An 18,048-nucleotide genomic window follows, 5' to 3' on the forward strand; every position below is an offset into this window, starting at 1 on the left:
CGGGGCAGCACCTACTTTTCTTTGCAGCGGCAAAGAAAAGTAGGCAAAAGAAAGCCGCTAACACCACCCTCTACGGTTGCTGCCTGCGGGCCCCCAGCTGGTCCTATCCTTCACACGGCATCAATCTTCTTGATACCCGCTGCCAGCGCTCTTTAAGAGCGCCTCACCCACTTCAAACTCCCGCGTCTCAGCGAGCCTTACCAGTTAGTCCCAGGCCGCCCAGGTGGCAAACGGTGTGTTGGCCGTCGCGCCTTATACGCATCACTCCGGACTGGAAAGCAAAGGCGGTGTGTCTTGTAGGATCGCCGACGTGTAATGCGCGACAACCTACACACCGTTTGCCACCTGGGCTGCAGTGACGAGTCGCTGCCGCTGGCTGCGCTACGGGTGAGTGGAGTGGGTGAGGAGCAGATAAAGAGCGTTGGCAGCGGGCATCGAGAAGGGCGATGCCGCGGACAGGACGGGGCCGTTGGGGGCCCGCAGGCAAGAACTAGATCTGGCGGTGTTAGCCCGCTTTCTTTTGCCTACTTTTCTTTGCGGCGGCAAAGAAAAGTAGGTGCCGCCCCGCACAGGGGCAACGCATGAGGTACCAATAACAGATCGCGGATGCCAGCAAAAAGCGAAAGCAAACGCAAAAAAACAAACCTAAATAACCCGCTCCCGCAATCTAGCCGACAGCAAGTCAATAACAGTCACCACCAGAATAACCATCAACATCACAGCCGCAGTCTGCGCATAGTTAAACGACCGAATGGACTCATAAAGCACGACTCCAATACCCCCAGCCCCAACCATCCCAACCACCATCGCAGAGCGAACATTAGACTCAAACCGATACAACGCATAAGAGATCCACATCGGCAAAACCTGCGGCAGCACGCCATAGATAATCTCATCGAGACTGGTCGCCCCCGTCGCCCGCACACCCTCAGCAGGCCGCGGATCAATCGCTTCGACGGCTTCGGCGAACAGCTTGGCCAGCACACCCGTGGTATGCACCCACAAAGCCAGCACACCCGCAAACGGCCCAAGCCCAACGGCCACGATGAACAGCATCGCGAACACCATCTCGTTGATCGCGCGGCACGCATCCATCAAACGACGCACAGGCTGCACGACCCATGCAGGCGCCATGTTATGCGCCGACATCAAGCCGAACGGAACCGCGCACACCAGCGACAACGCCGTGCCCCACACCGCAACCGCCAGAGTCACCCCCATCTCATGCACATAGGTGCGCCAGTCGCTGAAATCGGGCGGAAAGAAGTCCTTCGCAAACTGCCCCATGTTGCCCGAGTCGGACAGCAGATCGAGCGGTCGCATATCGGCCGCGCGCCACGACAGGCCGAGCACGGCAATCAAGGCGATCCACCCAATCAGCGAGGCCCAGCTGCGCTTGCCCGCAGCCGCGGCCAGCGCCTCGCGGGAAGGCGTGGCCGTGGCGTTGGAAGACGCCGATCGCTCGGCGCTCAGATCGGCTGCATTCATTGCTTTTGCGCGTTCAGTGCGGACAGCTTCGCGTCGATCGCAGCCAGCTGCGTCTTGCGGTCCGCGTCCGACAGTGCTGCATCGGCTTCGATCTTCTGCTTCTGCTCGAACAGCTTGATCTGGCGGATCGGCTGCAACTGCGCATCCGTCGACGGCACGAAACCGCCATAGCTGAAGATGTTCGCCATCACAGCCTTCTCACGCGGATCGGTCTTCGCGTAGTTGTAGAAGAACTTGCGCAGCTTCTCTTTCGTCGCTTCAGGCAGATCCTTGCGCCACACCAGCGGGTCCGACGGAATCAGCGGCGAAGTCCACAGCACGCGCACTTGCGCGAAGCGGTCCGGATGCTGCTTCTTCAGCGTGTCGAGCATCTCGCTGTTGTTCGTTGCAATGTCGACCTTGTTGTTCACCACGGCGAGCAGGTTCGCTTCATGGCTCGACGGCAACACCGTTTTAAACGACGTGCGCACCGGCGTGTTGCGCTGCGCGAACAGATAGTAGCCCGGCACCAGCGTGCCCGACGTCGAGTTCGGATCGCCGAAACCGAGCGTCACGTCCTTCGTGTTCTTGAACACGTCGTCGAGCGTCTTGAAGCGGCTGTTCACGTTCGTGATCAACACCGAGTAGTAGCCCGCTTCGCCGTTCGCGTACGTAACCTTGCTGAATACTTCGCCATTCGAACGATCGACTGCTTCAATCGCCGATGCATTGCCGAGATACGCAACCTGCACCTTGTTGAAGCGCATGCCTTCGATAATGCCCGCATAGTCGGTGGCGAAGAACGCCTTGACGCTCAGACCCGTCTGCTTGTTCAGGTCGTCGATGAGCGGCTGCCAGCGCTGCTTGAGCACGGCCGACGAATCGGTCGAGATGATGCCGAGGTTCAGGTCTTCGGCGTGAGCGGCAAAGCTCGCGAAGGCCGACACGGCGGCAACGCCAGCGAGCAGAGTGCGCAGGAATTTCATGAGTTCAGTTCCAGGTGAGTGAATCGGGTAATGCTTGGAATTGCGTTGCTTTCCGGAAAAAGGATCAGGCCGAGCGCGCCGTGTTGAGCGGCAGCACCTGTGCGCGCGGCGCGCTGGTGGCTTGCTGGCTGTCGTCGAGCAGTTCGCGCGCGTCGTCGCCATAGAGCTTCTGCAGCAGCGCAGGCGTGAGCGCCGACGACGGCCCGTCGTAGACGACCTTGCCGCGCCGCATCGCAATGGTGCGCTGGCAGTACTGCATCGCGATATCGACCTGATGCAGCGATACCAGCACCGTCAGGCGATGCTCGGTATTCAGCGTGCGCAGCATGTCCATCACGCGGCGCGACGATTCAGGGTCGAGTGACGCAATCGGTTCGTCGGCGAGAATGATCTGTGCCTGCTGCACGAGTGCACGCGCGAGTGCCGCGCGCTGCTGCTGACCGCCCGACAGGTTCGACGCGCGTTCGCGCGCATGTTCGCCGATGCCGACTTCGTTCAATGCCGACAGCGACAGCTCGCGCTCGGTGCGCGGAAAGCAGCCGGTCAGACGGCGCCACAGCGGCAGCCGTGCGAGTGCGCCAATCAATACATTCGCTTCGACCGTCAGCCGGTTCACGAGATTGAACTGCTGGAAAACGAAGCCGATGTCGCGACGAATGCTGCGCACTTCGCGCACGATGCGGCCGTTCTGCTGGATTGGCCGGCCCAGAATGGCGATCTGCGAGGGCTGCGCATCCGACACCGTGAAGCCCGCGATATGGCGCAGCAATGTCGATTTGCCCGAGCCCGATGCGCCGATCAGCGCGACCATTTCGCCCTGTTCGACGCGCAGATTGATTTCGTCGAGCGCCTTGCGGCCATTGCCGAATGTCTTGCTCAGGCGTTCGATGCGGATTGCTTCCATGTGTGTCCTGTCGATGACTCCGGTGCGTGCCGGAAGTTGTGGGACATTCTAGAAAGCGTCTGTGACGGTTGAGTGAAGGCGTCGCAACATCTAGATGACTATATCTTTTCAATCGAAACGTTCGCATGGTTGCGTGCGCTGCGCCGCTGTGCGAGATCGCCATGTATGTCATCGATATGACAAACGCAACGCTGCCGCTCACTGTCATGCTTTGGCAAGCACGAAACGCTATAGTGGCAACGTCACGCGTGAGCCGTCTCCAATAACCGCACACCACAACCGGCGCAGCCCATGCAGGCTCTGAGCTTTTTGCCCGATACGTTTACGGAGTACGAAGAACTGCAGGCGATCCTCGACGTCGGCAGAGGCAGCTTCGAGATTCACACCGTATGCGAAGCGCAAGTGCACGGCAGAACCTTCGCCGTGCAGACGGCGAGCATCGGTTCGCGCGATCCGCGTGCGCCCGCCATCGGGTTTTTCGGCGGCATTCACGGACTCGAGCGCATCGGCACGCAACTCGTGCTCGACTACATGCGTGCCTTGCTCGGCAGACTCGAATGGGATGAACTGCTGGTGCGCCAGCTTCAGTCGATCCGGCTGATCTTTATGCCGATCGTCAATCCGGGCGGCATGTGGGCGGCGACGCGCGCCAATCCGAACGGCGTCGATCTGATGCGCAACGCACCGCAGGACGCCGAAGAGCGCGTGCCGTTGCTTGCGGGCGGACAGCGCGTCGGATCGTGGCTGCCGTGGTATCGCGGGCGGCGCGGCGCGCCGATGGAAGCGGAAGCGGAAGCGCTATTGCGTGTGGTTGCCGGGGAACTGGCGTCGCGGCCTTTGTCGTTCGCACTCGATTGCCACTCGGGCTACGGCTGGAGCGACAGCATCTGGTTTCCGTATGCAAAGACGCGTCGCGCGATGCCGCATCTGCCTGAAATGTACGCGCTGAAGACGATGTTCGAACGCGCGCACCCGCATCACGGCTATATGTTCGAGCCGCAGAGTCATCAGTATCTGTTGCACGGCGATCTATGGGATTGGGCGTACGATCGCACGCCACCGCCCAACATCTTCCTGCCGATGACACTCGAACTCGGCTCATGGCTGTGGATCAAGAAAAATCCGCGGCAGATCTTTTCGCGGCAGGGCATGTTCAACCCGCTGAAAGCGCATCGCACTGCGCGCGTGCTGCGCCGTCATGCGAACCTGCTCGACTTCCTGACGCGCGCCGCGTTCGCGTCGCAGCGCTGGCTGCCGCAGGGCAGTCGCCGCGACGAGTTGCTCGGCAGCGCGACGGAACTCTGGTACACGCCTGGGCAAAAATGAGCACGTGGATTCTGTTGCGTGGGCTGACACGCGAGGCGCGGCATTGGGGCGCGTTGCCGGACAGGTTGCGCGCGGCGCTGGACGCGCCGCAGTCCGGCGCGCCGGCTGCTGGCTTCGCGTCGCCGCGTGTGCTGACCATCGACTTGCCGGGCAATGGCGAACATGCGCAAGAACCCGCGCCGCTGGACGTGGCCGGGATGGTCGACTTCGTGCGCGAGGCGGCGCGTGCGAGCGGCGCGCCGGGGCCGTATTGCGTGCTGGCGATGTCGCTGGGCGGCATGGTGGCGACCTGCTGGGCGCAACGCTATTCCGCCGACATCGCGCGGCTCGTCCTCATCAACACCAGCATGCGGCCGTTCAGCCGCTTCGACGAACGGCTGCGCCCGCAGGCGTGGCCGGGTCTGGCACGCGTCGCGTGGTACTGGAGCGAGCCGGCCGTGGCGGAGAGCGTGATTCATCGGCTGACCTGCAACAACCGCGAGAACCTCGACGCCGACCTGAAGGCGTGGGCCGGGATTCGCGCAAGCGCGCCGGTCAGCAAGGCGAACGCGCTGCGCCAACTGTTCGCGGCGGCGCGTTTCAGCGCGGGGCGTCAGCGGCCCGCGTGTGCGACGCTGGTGCTGTCGTCGCGGTCGGACGGACTGGTGGATCCTGCGTGCTCGGCGGCGCTGGCCGCAGCGTGGCGCGCGGATCACTGGCGGCATCCGTGGGCCGGTCACGATCTTCCGCACGACGATCCCGACTGGACCGTGGAGCGTATTCGCGTATGGCTGGATCAACCGGCTGGGCGTTTCAGCCCGGAAAACACTGAATCCGATTTAACCGGAGATTAAAACGCTAATTAAATATCCCGTTAATGATTAAAGCCGTTTAAAACGATTTCTGATGCACTGCATTAGTGCAATGCAATAATCCTCGTGTGGCTTCCGTGGCAATATCCGGCGGATTTTTATATCGATGGACGCGCAGGCTGATTAATGCCAGATTGATGCTATGCGCCATTATTATGTGATGGGCAAACGGGGGTTCGGTGCATTAGGTGCATACTGAAATTGTAAAATAATGCCACTCGCTGTCCGATAGAGCGGAAAAACTTGCGGATACACGCTTGCTGCGGCTTGCAAGGTCGTAAACGATACGTTTTTTTACGCCACGAATACGGCATGCTACGCCAGCCCCAATGGGGCGCAAACCCAAGTCAGACAAGGCGACTACGGGTGTTTGTCGAAAAGTGACGGGGGTTCCGGGGTGGATTATCCCAAGACTCAAGAAACGGGCCTGACAAAAAAGAAACGTTTTTAAAAGCTCTTTTCTTTTCTTAGTAATCTCTTGCAGTCATTTGAATTAAAAGGGATTGCAGATTCCCTCATATTCAAATGCCCGCGCAATGCCGGTTTAACCGTTTCAAACGCGAAACATAAAACCTAGGTAATTACCCTCATCTTTACATCCCATATCACGGGAAATGTGAAATTTCATTAAATTTCAAAGCCTTACATGCATGGCATTCCCTATGCGACACGGCGTGCCGGATTGGTGCAGTCGGCCAAGCCGCCCCCCATCTCCTCCAGGAGGATTCCATGCGCAAAACTCTACTGGCGTCCGCAGCACTCATCGCCTTGGGCTGCAGCGGTTACGCAATGGCAAACCCATGTAGTGACGGCGATTCATCCTGTAATCAGAAGGCCTACAACGGGAGCAACACAGCAACAAACGACGCGACTTCTTCGCAAACCAGCACCACGGGCAACAACGCGAACGAAATTACGACGGGCGCGAAGGTCGCTCAGGATTCGTTCAACACCACCAAGATCGTCGCGGCCAGCCGGCTGTCAGGGTCGGTGTCGGGCGTGAGCGTCTGGGGCATTGGCAACAGTGCCTATAACGACGGCAATGCCAACGGTGGCCGCGGCGGCAGCGGCGCGAAGGGCATCGGCGGCAAGGGCGGCAGCGCACTGGCTGTCGGTGGCAGCGGCGGCGACGGCGGCAACGGCGGCAAGGCCATTGCCGGCGATGGCGGCAACTCCAGAGCCTCTGGCGGCGATGGCGGCAATGCCCGCTCCTATGCCGGCGACGGCGGCAACACCAGAGCATCCGGCGGCAAGGGCTCGGGCAGCGGCGGCGACTCGTGGGCGAAGGGCGGCAGCGCGCTGGCAGGATCGGCCGCGGCCGGCGGCGCCGGACGCGGCTCCGGCAAGGGCGCAGGTGCAGCACTCGGCGCAGGCGGCGCACTGGCAGCCCGCGGCGATGTGCATTCGCGCGCCAATGGCGGCGGCGGAAGCGCGTCATCGTCGAGCGGCGCAGCGACGGCGACAGGCACGGGCACCGCGACGGCAAGCGGCACGGGCACGGGTACGGGCATGGGCGGCGCAGGCACGTCGGGCGCGGCAACGGCAACAGCCGGCACGGGCACGTCGCCGGGCGGAGCAGGCTCGGGCGCAGGCGGCGCAGCGACGTCGACAGCCGGTGCAGGCGGCGCAGCCACATCCACGGCAGGCGCAGGCGGCCCGGCAGGCTCGATGGCCGGTAACGGCGGCAGCGCAACGGGCGGCGCTGGCGGGGCAGGCGGCGCAGGCGCAGCAGCCACGGCGACGGCAGCAGCCGGCGGTGCGGGCACGGGCGGCGCAGGCGGCGCGGGTGGCGCAGGCGGTGCGATCGGCGTCGGCACGGGTGACTTCAGCATGGCCAACACCATGACAAGCGTCGCGCAATCGGCAGCCGGTATTCTGGTCGCGAACCAGAACAGCGGCATGGCTTCGCTGGTGCAACAGGCCGTCACGGTGCAGGCAAACCTGAGTGTGGGTCGCTAACCCCATAGGAGGCTTTCATGCGTAAGACACTTTTGGCATCAGCAGCCATCGTCGCGCTGGGCTTCAGCGGCTATGCGATGGCCAATCCGTGCTCGGGCGGCGACTACTCGTGCAACCAGAAGTCGAGCAACGGCGACAACAGCCTGTCGAACACGGCGTCATCGACCCAGGGCAGCACCACGGGCGACAACGTCAACGAAGTGACGGGTGCTTCGAAGGTCACGCAGGACTCGTGGAACAACACGAAGTCCGTGGCCGTCAGCAAGCTTGACGGCACCGTGAGCCATGTGAAGGTCACCGGCATCGGCAACGTCGCGACCAACTACGGCAACGTCAACGGCGGCAAGGGCGGCGATGGCGCCAAAGGCCTCGGCGGCAAAGGCGGCAGCGCCGGCGCAGGCGGTGGCTATGGCGGCGACGGCGGCAACGGCGGCCGCGCGATTGCCGGCGACGGCGGATCGTCGCGGGCATCGGGTGGCGACGGCGGCTACGCGAAGGCGTCGGGCGGCGATGGCGGCTGGTCGAAGGCATCCGGCGGCAAGGGCTACGCGAGCGGCGGCGATGCGGGTGCGAAGGGCGGCAGCGCCGGCGCAGGCACGCTGGCAGCCGGCGGCAACGGCAGCGGCCGGGGTGCAGCGCTCGGTGCAGGCGCTGGACTCGGACTCGGCGCTGCTGGCAGCGGCGATCTGTCGGCGCGCGCCGGCGGTGGCGGCGGCACGGCCAGTGCCAACAGCGGTGCAGCGTCGGGCTCGGGCAGCGGCACGGGTAACGGCACGGCAACCGCGTCGGGCAGCGGCACGGGCGGCGCAGCCACGGCAGGCGCGGCGGCAGGCACGGGCGGCACCGCGCCGGCCACGGGCGGCGCAGCAACCGGCTCGGGCGGCACGGCGACGTCGACGGCAGGCGCTGGCGGCGCGGCGACCACCACAGCAGGCGCAGGCGGCGCAGCGACGTCGACGGCCGGCAACGGTGGCGGCGCAACGGGCGGTGCGGGTGCAGCAGGCGGCGCTGGCGGCGCGGCAACGGCGTCGGCTGGTGCCGGCGCAGCAGGCACGGGTGGCGCAGGCGCTGCGGGTGGCGCTGGCGGAGCCGTCTCGGTGTCGACGGGCGCATTCGACATGTCGAACAGCATGGCGAGCGCGGCTCAATCGGCAGCGGGCATCATGGTTCTGAACCAGAACAGCGGCATGGCTTCGTTCGTGCAGCAGGCTGTCACGGTGCAGGCGAACCTGGCTGTCGGCCGCTGACTGACCGCAAGGACAGTTGGCGTCGATTAGCCGTTGTGTGACTGGCCGTGGGGCGTGCGCGCTCCACGGTTTCTGATCCTTCGACGGGCGCACGGGGTAGTCGCGCCCAGCGAAGGTCGCACAAATGTTCTTCGCCGCCCGTCGCTGCGCGTGCCGCCAGGCCGTTGCAGTGCATATCGGCGAAGCACCAGGAGACAACCATGCAGGCGTTCAAACGCATTGCGAAGCTGGTGTTGCCTGTCGTTATCGGATTGCCTTGCCTCGCAGCCCATGTGGTTGCCGGCGAACTGCGTTCTCCCGTGCAAGCGGATACGTCGATCGCTGTCGTCGTTCCCACCGCGCCTGATGCGAGCGGACAGAAGGCGTCTGCGCTCGCTGCATCGCCGGCATCTGCGGGCGCGAGCGATGCGGCGTTCGGTGTCGCCATGACGGCCGAACAGCTCGACGCGCATCGCGGCGGCGAAGCCGTGTTCAACGACATGAACCTGAAGGGCACGGTCGCGAACAACACGGCACGAGGCGTCGATACCGGCTCGAACATGATCACGGGCGGTTCGTTCTCGAATGCCAGCGGTTTGCCGACCGTGATCCAGAACACGGGCGCGAACGTGCTGATCCAGAACGCGACGATCGTCAACGTGCGCTTCGGGGAATAAGCGATGAAGATGCATGCAGCAGGGTGGCTGGTCGCGTGCGCGCTGGCGGCGAGCGCGGCGCGCGCCGACCCGATCACGATTTACGAGCCATCGGGCGCGGGTTACGCGATGCACGTGACGAGCCTGAAAGAGGCTCGCTTCAAGCGCACCATCAAGCAGCAGTTCGACTTCAGCTGCGGCTCGGCTGCTGTCGCGACGCTGCTCACGTATCAATACAACTATCCGATGAACGAGCAGACCGCGTTCCAGGAGATGTACGAGAACGGCGATCAGGCGAAGATCCGCACCGAAGGCTTCTCGCTGCTCGACATCAAGCGCTTTCTGGAGCGGCGCGGCTTTATCGCCGACGGGTACGAGTTGCCGTTGCAAAAGCTCGTCGAAACGAATACGCCCGCCATCGTCCTGATCAGCGAGAGCGGTTATCACCATTTCGTGGTGGTGAAGGGCTTGAAGAACGATCGCGTGCTGATCGGCGATCCCGCGACAGGCACGCGCCCGGTGCCGCTGAAGAGCTTCGAGGCGAAATGGGAGGATCAGGTTCTATTCGTTATCCATAACAAGCCGGGCGTGGGGATTTTCAACGATCCCGGCGACTGGCGAGTCGCGCCGCCCGCACCGCTGTACACGGGCGTCAATCGCGACGGCCTGTTCTTCACCGTGATGCCGAAGCACGGCGCGAGTGATTTCTGAGGGCCATCATGAGAGCGGAGACCCGAAAATTCGCCGGCATTGCCACGATGTTGTGTGGCTCGATGGTGACGTTCGGCGCGCATGCGTTCGAGCAGGGTGCGCCGGATATCGCGAGCGGACCGGTCGAACCGCTCGCAGCAGGCGATGTAGCCAATGAAGCGGTGATCAACGAAGCGCAGTATGCCGTCGATGTATCGCCCGTGGCTGCTTCGACTTCAGAAGAGAGCGACATGGTCGCCCAGGACGATAACGTCCGCCACCAGGAGGTGCGTGATGTCACGGCCGTCACGCACGATATCGGGCAGGAAGCTGACGCGCGCGTCGAACCGCTTCCGGTGTCCTATGCGGCACCGATCGCGGTTCCCGTGCGCAAGGCCAGCAGCGTCGAGACGCCGCGCGAACAGCTACACAAAGCGAGCGCTCGAACGCCGTCGCTGCAGCATGAGCCAGTGACTTCGGATGCAACGCCGACACCGCCCCCCGTGTCGCCCGTGCATGCCGAGCCGCTGGCACATGAGCAGGAGATCGTGAAGCCGCCTGTTTCGTATGCGCGGCATATCGCCGTGCCGCAAGCCGCGCGCAACGACATGCCCCCCGGCGGCAACCGCGAAGTCACAACGCGCGTGGATGCGGAAGATCCGAACTGGTCGTCGAAAACTACGGTCGCGCTCAGTGAAGAAAAACTCGACACGATGCGCGGTGGTTTCGAAGTCGCCGATGGCCTGAAGATCTCGTTCGGCATATCGAGGATCGCAGTCGTGAACGGCAGTCTCGTGACGCAGACCAGTTTCAACATTCCTGATCTGAGCAACATGACGACGCAACAGGCTCAGGCGCTGGCGGCCGCGAACATGGGGTCGTTATTGCAGAATGGCGCGGGGAATGTTGCCCAGCAGGGTTCTGTGCAAGGGCTGTCGGGTGCGGTGATCCAGAATACGCTCAGCAATCAGAACATACAGACGCTGACTACACTCAATGCAACGGTTAATTCATTGGGTTTCTTCAAGAACCTTAATCTGGGCGACACGTTGAACAATGCGTTGTTGAATTCCATCAGGCCGAGATAGAAAAAGGATGATCCGGGTTTGCTGGTGCGTCAAAAACTAAGGCTCGCGGCATAAAGACATCTGCCGCGAGCCTTAACGCAAACAACACGATCAAAACTGGATCGGCATGCGGAACGTCAGCGTGAGATCTGGCGTATCTCGCGTCAGCCCCGCACCCAGCGAGAAATTCAAAGTAGTCTTCGGCGAGAGCCGATACGAATAGCCGACAAGTAGCGTGCCGAGCACCACTCGCACAGAACCCGGCACCGTCGTGCCATTCTGCTTGGTCGGCAACACGATGCTCTGGTCATAGCCGATACTGAACGAAGCCTTCTCATTCAGGGCGAGACCCATGCCGACATTGAAACCCCAGATGTCGCCCGGTTGGACGCGGCCGACGAAGTCGGTCTCGCCATCGAGAATATGCAGGCTCAGATCACTGCGGCCAAAGCTGTGCAGATAACTGAAGTTGCCGAAGAACACCACGGGATCGCTGGGAAACAACCAGGTCAGACCTGGTTGAATCGCGTAGAAGCCGGTGCCCGTGGGCTGTTCGAGCGGCAAGCCCGTGCCCGTCGTATTGCCGACGCAACGCGTGACGCAATCGGTGACCACATCGAACGGACTCTTGCCGGTTGCCGTCTTGAAGCGCAGCCAGCCGATGTAGTAGAACTTGTCCGGGCCGCCTTCGTTCAACTGGTAGCGCAACGTCATTTCGACATCGCCCAGACCATGGCCGTTGCTGTTGAAGACGTTGTCCTGTGCGGAGCCCGTGAAGATCTCGCGGCTGACGGTGTCGTTGGTCGAATAGACATACGGCACACGCACTTCGATCTCCATCCGGTTCGTGATGCCGTAGCGCGCAGCAAGGCCCGCCGTCAGCACGGTCGACTTGATCTCACGCACGTCGATCAGCCCGATCAGCAGTGCGGGAATGATCGTGTAGCCAACCAGCGCGACACGATCCGACGACGAATAGCCGAACTGGAATGACGGCTCGAGCACGAACTTGTTGCGCGGCGTGAGCACGCCCGGCTGATCGAAGATGGGTGCAACGGCAGGCGGCGCGGTATCGGGTATGGGCGCCTGGCCAACGGGTTGCGCCGGCTGGTCGCCGCCCGCGTTCTGCGCCATGTTGATGGTGTTCGCCGACGCCGCACCTGCCGTGGCGCCCGCTGTTGCTGCGGCATCGGCTGCATTCGGCGGGCCGCCGCTGCTGTCCGCTGCGTTCTGCGCAAGACCCGCTGTGGCCGGTGCGCCAGCACCCGGTTGACCCGTGCCGCGTGTCGCGTCGAGCATGCGTGAATCGAGTGCCTTGCTTAATTGCTGGAATTGCGCTTCTTCTTCAGCGAGTTTGCGCTTTAATGCATCGAGTTCCTTTATGCGGTTGTTGAGTTCCTGGCGAAGGGTTGCGATATTTTCTTGTGCGGTTTGATCCTGTAACGATTGCGCATGTGCTTCAAAGTAAAAGAGAAGCAGGGTTGCGTAACTGATCGTCCGCACATGTCGAAATGGCTCGCGCTTCATGGGTCTGTTCTCCATGTCAGGCTTGCAGGTTCTACCCCGGTACACCTAGACAACAGGCCAGCGGCATCGACATGTCTAGTCGTTGTGCTGGGCATGAAAGCGCCCTTTGCAAGACCGCATTGCACGACTCAGGAGCGCCCCCATGCTCGCGAATGGCATCGGTATTGAAACCGTGATCCGCTATTGGTATCTAATTCGAAATTTTCCTGGTGCATCTGCAATAAGGCCTTTAAAAAAATGATCGTCAGATGCCTTATCACGGACCATAAAAGCCTAACGCATCAATGCATCATTCGCTAATAAGAAGAACCCTGGCCTGTGATGGTTAGCCAACAGAACGAAGCGTTTTCATTGCGCTTTAAAGCACGTGCAGCGTGATTTGCACGTTCCTTCGACACGCCTCTGTCACAACCGCGCGCAAGCATGCGCGATGTGCGTGTGCACAATCCGTTTCTGCTCAACGGGTGCATAATGCGCTTCAGTCGATGCAGTCGATTGCCGCCCGCCGTGGAGGACGTCATGCAAGCGAAGAACGAAGAAGCCGTTGCTCATCTGCTCAACGATGTGGTCGAATTCGCGCGAGGACGATTGCCCGAGCCCGCGTTCGCAGCCGTCGAACCTTTCCTGCGCCATTACTACGATTTCGCCGACGCAGACGATCTGCAAAGCCGCGGCATCGCCGATCTGTACGGCGCGGCGATGGCACACTGGCAAACGGCGCAACGCTTCGTGCCAGGCAGCGAACGTCTGCGCGTCTACAACCCGATACTCGAACAGCATGGCTGGCATTCCGATCACACCGTCATCGAGATCGTCAACGACGACATGCCGTTCCTGGTGGATTCGGTGTCGATGGCCGTCAATCGCCTCGGCCTCTCGCTGCATTCGGTGCTGCACCCCGTATTCCGCATATGGCGCGGCAAGGACGGCGGCATCGAACGGATCGCGCCGGGTGGCGCATCGAGCGATGACGGCCAGTCGCAGCTCGCGTCCTTCATTCATTTCGAAGTAGACCGTTGCGGCGATGCCGCGAAGCTCGATGCACTGCGCGACGAGATCGCCAAGGTGCTCGGCGACGTGCGCGCCGCCGTCGAAGACTGGCCGAAGATCGTCGAGATCGCACGCACGACGATCCGTGACATGGCCACGCGCGAGACCAGCCCCGAAGGCGTCGAAGCGCGTGCGTTCCTCGAATGGATGGTCGCGGATCACTTCACGTTTCTCGGCCAGCGCGATTACGAACTCGTCGCGCACGATGGCCAGTACGGTTTGCGCGGCGTGGCAGGCTCGGGCTTCGGCATCTTGCGCGAAGCGTTGCGGCCGCAGGGCGCATCCGAGGTGACGCCGCTGCCGGCAGCCGCCGCCGGGATCATCGCGGGCGCGACGCCTATCTTTCTGACCAAGGCCAATTCGCGCGCGACCGTGCACCGGCCCGGCTATCTCGACTATGTCGGCGTGAAGCTCGTCGGACCGGATGGAAAGATCTGCGGCGAGCGGCGATTTATCGGGCTGTATACATCGACGGCTTATACGACGTCCGCTTCGGAAATCCCGATCGTGCGGCGCAAATGCGCGAACATCGTGCGCCGTGCGGGTTTTCTGCCGAAGGGCCATCTCGGCAAATCGCTGGTGACGGTGCTGGAAACGTATCCACGCGACGAACTGTTCCAGGCCGATGAGAACGAACTCTACGATACGGCCATGGGCGTGCTGCGTCTGCAGGAACATCAGCGCACGCGCATGTTCGTGCGGCGCGATCGCTTCGGCCGCTTCGTGTCGTGCCTCGTGTTCGTGCCGCGTGAAAAGTACAACACCGATTTGCGGCGGCGCATTGCGAAACTGCTGATGTCGGCCTTCAACGGCACGAACGTCGAATTCACGCCGCTGTTGTCGGAGTCGACGCTCGCGCGCATTCATTTCGTCGTGCATGCAGAGCCGGGCGCGATGCCCGAAGTCGATACGCGCGAACTCGAAGCGCGCCTGATTCAGGTCGCACGCCGCTGGCAGGACGATCTCGCCGATGCATTGCTTGATGCATTCGGCGAAGAGCAGGGTAACCGCCTGCTGCAGCACTATGCCGACTCGTTCCCAGCGGGCTATCGCGACGACTATCCCGCGCGCACGGCGGTGCGCGATATCGAACTGATCGAGCGCGTACAAGGCACCGAGCAGATCGCGATGAATCTGTACCGGCCTATTGAAGCAGGCCCGCGCGCGTTTCGTTTCAAGGTGTATCGCGTTGGCGATCCGATTGCGCTGTCGCGCAGCTTGCCGATGCTCGAACATCTCGGCGTGCGTGTCGATGAAGAACGTCCTTATCTGATTGAAGCACCAGGCGCGGCGCCCGCATGGATTCACGATTTCGGCCTCGAACTCGCCGACGACGCCGAGTTCGACATCGAGCGCGTGAAAGGTTTGTTCGAAGACGCATTCGAACGCGTCTGGACGGGCGACATCGAAGACGATAACTACAACCGGCTGGTGCTGCGTGCGCAGTTGAGCGCACGCGAAGTCATCATATTGCGGGCCTATGCGAAGTACTTGCGGCAAGTCGGCTCGACTTTCAGCGACGCGTATATCGAACGCGCGTTGACGGGCAATCCCGCCATTGCGCGCATGCTGGTCGAACTGTTCATCGCGCGTTCGGACCCGGCGCCTGCCACGCCGCGAGAAACGCGCGTCGAGCGGTTGCTGAAGACGATCGAAGGTGCACTGGATGAAGTGCCGAATCTCGACGAAGACCGCATCCTGCGGCAGTTCCTCGGCGTGATCAACGCGACGCAGCGCACGAATTACTACCGGCGCGAAGCGGACGGCAAACCGAGATCGTATCTGTCGTTCAAGCTGGATCCCGCGAAAGTGCCGGGCCTGCCCGAGCCGAAGCCGATGTGGGAAATATGGGTATATTCGCCGCGTGTCGAAGGCGTGCATCTGCGTGGCGGGCGCGTGGCGCGCGGCGGCTTGCGCTGGTCCGATCGCCGTGAAGATTTCCGCACGGAAGTGCTCGGCCTCATGAAAGCGCAGATGGTGAAGAACGTCGTGATCGTGCCGGTGGGATCGAAGGGCGGCTTCGTCGTGAAGAACCCGCCGCCGCCCACCGATCGCGAAACGTGGATGCGCGAGGGCGTTGCGTGCTATCAGACCTTCCTGCGCGGCCTGCTCGATCTCACCGACAACCGCGTGAGCGGCGCGATCGTGCCGCCGCCCGATGTCGTGCGGCATGATCCCGACGACCCCTATCTCGTCGTCGCCGCCGACAAGGGCACGGCCACGTTCTCCGACTACGCGAACGCGATTTCGCAGGAATACGGCTTCTGGCTCGACGATGCGTTCGCATCGGGTGGATCGGTCGGCTACGACCACAAGAAGATGGGCATCACGGCGCGCGGCGCGTGGGAATCGGTCAAGCGCCACTTCCGCGAAATGGGCGTCGATACGCAGACCATGGATTTCACGGTGGTCGGCGTGGGCGACATGTCGGGCGACGTGTTCGGCAATGGCATGCTGCTGTCGCCGCATATCCGCCTGATTGCCGCATTCGATCATCGACATGTGTTCCTCGACCCGAACCCCGATCCCGCGACGAGCTTCGCCGAGCGCCAACGGCTTTTCAATCTCGACCGTTCGAGCTGGGCCGACTACGATCCCGCGCTGATCTCGGCGGGCGGCGGCGTGTTTGCGCGCACGGCGAAGACGATCCCGCTGTCGCAGGCCGTGCAGTCGATGCTTGGCATCACGGCTGCTGCGCTTGCGCCTGCCGAACTGGTGCGCGCGATTCTGCAGGCACCTGTCGATCTGTTGTACAACGGCGGCATCGGCACCTACGTGAAAGCGAGCCGCGAAACGCATGCGCAGGTCGGCGACAAGGCCAACGACGCCGTGCGCGTAAACGGCTGCGATCTGCGCTGCAAGGTGGTCGCGGAAGGCGGCAATCTGGGTCTCACGCAACTGGGCCGCATCGAGTTCGCGCAACGCGGCGGACGCATGAATACCGATGCTATCGACAACTCCGCTGGTGTCGATTGCTCGGACCACGAGGTGAACATCAAGATCCTGCTCGGCCTCGTCGTGGCCGACGGTGAAATGACGGAGAAGCAACGCAACGCCTTGCTTGCCGAAATGACGGAAGAAGTGGGCCTGCTGGTGTTGCAGGACAATTACTATCAGACTCAGGCGCTGTCGATTGCGGGCCGCTACGCCGCCGAACTTTTCGATGCCGAGATGCGCATGATGCGCTATCTGGAACGTGCCGGCCGCCTGAATCGTGTGATCGAGTTTCTGCCGACGGAAGAAGAGATCAACGAGCGCATTGCCGCGAAGCAGGGTTTGACGTCGCCCGAGCGCGCGGTGCTGCTCGCGTACAGCAAGATGTGGCTCTACGATGCATTGCTCGAATCCGACGTGCCGGAAGATCCGCTGGTGGCGGGCATGCTGACCGAGTACTTCCCGAAGCCGTTGCGTCAGCGCTTTGGTGAGCCGATGCAGCGTCACCCGTTGCGCCGCGAAATTCTCGCTACGCATCTGACCAATGCGTTGATCAACCGCGTCGGCTGCGCGTTCGTGCTGCGCATGATGGAGGAAGCGGATTCGGGTCCGGGCGCCATCGTGCGCGCCTGCATGGTCGCGCGCGACATCTTCGATCTGAACGACGTATGGCGTGGCATCGATGCGCTCGACAATCGTGTGGCCGACGATGTGCAGGCGCGCATGTTCGTCGAAGTGGTGAAACTGCTCGAGCGTGCCGCGCTGTGGATACTGCCGCAGCTGCAATCGGCGGGCGCGAAGAACGGTGGCGTGACCGAGTTGATCGTGCGGTGCCGCGACGCCGTGCAACGCCTTGCGCCGCAATTGCCGATGCTGTTGCCTGCATGCGATCTCGAAGCGTTGTCCGAGCGGCAGCGCGTGCTGGTCGATGCGGGTGTCGATAGTGAACTGGCCGTGCGCGTCGCGAGCGGCGACATTCCTGCGGCGTTGCTCGACATTGCGGAAGTTGCGTCGGCGACGCAGCGCGGTCTCGAACTCGTGGCGGGCGTGTACTTCGCGCTGGGCACGCAACTGAACTACGGCTGGATCGACGAACGCGCTGCCGAGTTGCCGACACCCGCGCACTGGGATCTGATTGCGCGTGCTGGCGCGCTGGGCGAGTTTGGCCGGCTCAAGCGTGCACTGGCGACGGCGGCATTGGCGGAAGCACCCGATGCCACGGCCGCACAAGCCGTCGTCGATGCGTGGCGCAGCAAGCGCGAGGGCGCACTCGCGCATTACGCGCAACTGCTGACGGACGTGCGCGCTGCAGGCGGTGCGAGTCTGTCGATGCTGCTGGTGGTGGTGGGGTCGATGGCGACGCTCGAACACAGCTAGCGTGAGCCCGCGCGCGCTGCCCGAATGC

Annotated in this window: 12 protein-coding genes; 8 read left to right on the top strand and 4 right to left on the bottom strand. The window is 62.5% G+C overall.

Going from position 1 to position 18,048, the window contains the following annotated elements:
* Window positions 1-645: 645 nt before the first annotated feature.
* The 3 genes from phnE to phnC form a co-directional block, all read right to left on the bottom strand.
* On the bottom strand, window positions 646-1,488 hold the full coding sequence (gene phnE / locus DK391_RS37070) for a phosphonate ABC transporter, permease protein PhnE (protein ID WP_162601015.1): 843 nt from the start codon (window positions 1,486-1,488) through the stop codon (window positions 646-648).
* Window positions 1,485-2,453, bottom strand: coding sequence for a phosphonate ABC transporter substrate-binding protein (phnD, locus tag DK391_RS37075; protein ID WP_109482978.1), 969 nt, complete (start codon window positions 2,451-2,453; stop codon window positions 1,485-1,487). Before phnD ends, phnE begins: the two co-directional genes overlap by 4 nt.
* Before the next feature lie 64 nt (window positions 2,454-2,517).
* A complete protein-coding gene (gene phnC, locus DK391_RS37080) occupies window positions 2,518-3,357 on the bottom strand; it encodes a phosphonate ABC transporter ATP-binding protein (protein WP_109482979.1) in 840 nt (279 codons plus the stop codon).
* A 291-nt stretch (window positions 3,358-3,648) separates the two neighbouring features.
* Here phnC and DK391_RS37085 point away from each other — a divergent pair, with 291 nt between their 5' ends.
* From DK391_RS37085 to DK391_RS37115, 7 genes are all read left to right on the top strand, one after another.
* Window positions 3,649-4,683, top strand: coding sequence for a M14 family zinc carboxypeptidase (locus DK391_RS37085; RefSeq protein WP_109482980.1), 1,035 nt, complete (start codon window positions 3,649-3,651; stop codon window positions 4,681-4,683).
* Window positions 4,680-5,516, top strand: a complete 837-nt coding sequence (locus DK391_RS37090; RefSeq protein WP_109482981.1) for an alpha/beta hydrolase — start codon at window positions 4,680-4,682, stop codon at window positions 5,514-5,516. The genes DK391_RS37085 and DK391_RS37090 overlap by 4 nt, the downstream gene beginning before the upstream one ends.
* A gap of 747 nt (window positions 5,517-6,263) precedes the next feature.
* Window positions 6,264-7,493 carry a hypothetical protein gene (locus DK391_RS37095; protein WP_109482982.1) on the top strand — a complete coding sequence of 410 codons (1,230 nt, stop codon included), beginning with the start codon at window positions 6,264-6,266 and terminating at the stop codon, window positions 7,491-7,493.
* 17 nt (window positions 7,494-7,510) lie between these two features.
* A complete protein-coding gene (locus DK391_RS37100) occupies window positions 7,511-8,740 on the top strand; it encodes a hypothetical protein (protein ID WP_109482983.1) in 1,230 nt (409 codons plus the stop codon).
* Window positions 8,741-8,940: 200 nt separating this feature from the next.
* Window positions 8,941-9,396, top strand: coding sequence for a hypothetical protein (locus tag DK391_RS37105; protein WP_109482984.1), 456 nt, complete (start codon window positions 8,941-8,943; stop codon window positions 9,394-9,396).
* Window positions 9,397-9,399: 3 nt separating this feature from the next.
* Window positions 9,400-10,086: a C39 family peptidase gene (locus tag DK391_RS37110; protein WP_109482985.1), complete on the top strand. Its 687-nt coding sequence runs from the start codon at window positions 9,400-9,402 to the stop codon at window positions 10,084-10,086.
* Window positions 10,087-10,094: 8 nt separating this feature from the next.
* Window positions 10,095-11,153, top strand: a complete 1,059-nt coding sequence (locus DK391_RS37115; protein ID WP_109482986.1) for a hypothetical protein — start codon at window positions 10,095-10,097, stop codon at window positions 11,151-11,153.
* A gap of 90 nt (window positions 11,154-11,243) precedes the next feature.
* Here DK391_RS37115 and DK391_RS37120 read toward each other — a convergent pair whose 3' ends face one another.
* The gene (locus DK391_RS37120; RefSeq protein WP_109482987.1) at window positions 11,244-12,659 is read right to left on the bottom strand and encodes an acetate kinase; all 1,416 of its coding nucleotides are present in this window, start codon (window positions 12,657-12,659) and stop codon (window positions 11,244-11,246) included.
* Window positions 12,660-13,178: 519 nt separating this feature from the next.
* On the opposite strand from DK391_RS37120, the gene DK391_RS37125 reads away from it, so the two are divergent.
* Window positions 13,179-18,020, top strand: a complete 4,842-nt coding sequence (locus tag DK391_RS37125; protein ID WP_109482988.1) for an NAD-glutamate dehydrogenase — start codon at window positions 13,179-13,181, stop codon at window positions 18,018-18,020.
* The last annotated feature ends 28 nt before the right edge of the window (window positions 18,021-18,048 follow it).

The sequence above is a fragment of the Paraburkholderia sp. C35 genome, assembly GCF_003121405.1.
Lineage (GTDB): Bacteria > Pseudomonadota > Gammaproteobacteria > Burkholderiales > Burkholderiaceae > Paraburkholderia.

What these genes read in the sequence shown, in the direction of transcription:
- phnE (WP_162601015.1), bottom strand. Translation starts at nt 1,488, where the DNA reads ATGAATGCAGCCGATCTGAGCGCCGAGCGATCGGCGTCTTCCAACGCC.
- phnD (WP_109482978.1), bottom strand. Translation starts at nt 2,453, where the DNA reads ATGAAATTCCTGCGCACTCTGCTCGCTGGCGTTGCCGCCGTGTCGGCC.
- phnC (WP_109482979.1), bottom strand. Translation starts at nt 3,357, where the DNA reads ATGGAAGCAATCCGCATCGAACGCCTGAGCAAGACATTCGGCAATGGC.
- DK391_RS37085 (WP_109482980.1), top strand. Translation starts at nt 3,649, where the DNA reads ATGCAGGCTCTGAGCTTTTTGCCCGATACGTTTACGGAGTACGAAGAA.
- DK391_RS37090 (WP_109482981.1), top strand. Translation starts at nt 4,680, where the DNA reads ATGAGCACGTGGATTCTGTTGCGTGGGCTGACACGCGAGGCGCGGCAT.
- DK391_RS37095 (WP_109482982.1), top strand. Translation starts at nt 6,264, where the DNA reads ATGCGCAAAACTCTACTGGCGTCCGCAGCACTCATCGCCTTGGGCTGC.
- DK391_RS37100 (WP_109482983.1), top strand. Translation starts at nt 7,511, where the DNA reads ATGCGTAAGACACTTTTGGCATCAGCAGCCATCGTCGCGCTGGGCTTC.
- DK391_RS37105 (WP_109482984.1), top strand. Translation starts at nt 8,941, where the DNA reads ATGCAGGCGTTCAAACGCATTGCGAAGCTGGTGTTGCCTGTCGTTATC.
- DK391_RS37110 (WP_109482985.1), top strand. Translation starts at nt 9,400, where the DNA reads ATGAAGATGCATGCAGCAGGGTGGCTGGTCGCGTGCGCGCTGGCGGCG.
- DK391_RS37115 (WP_109482986.1), top strand. Translation starts at nt 10,095, where the DNA reads ATGAGAGCGGAGACCCGAAAATTCGCCGGCATTGCCACGATGTTGTGT.
- DK391_RS37120 (WP_109482987.1), bottom strand. Translation starts at nt 12,659, where the DNA reads ATGAAGCGCGAGCCATTTCGACATGTGCGGACGATCAGTTACGCAACC.
- DK391_RS37125 (WP_109482988.1), top strand. Translation starts at nt 13,179, where the DNA reads ATGCAAGCGAAGAACGAAGAAGCCGTTGCTCATCTGCTCAACGATGTG.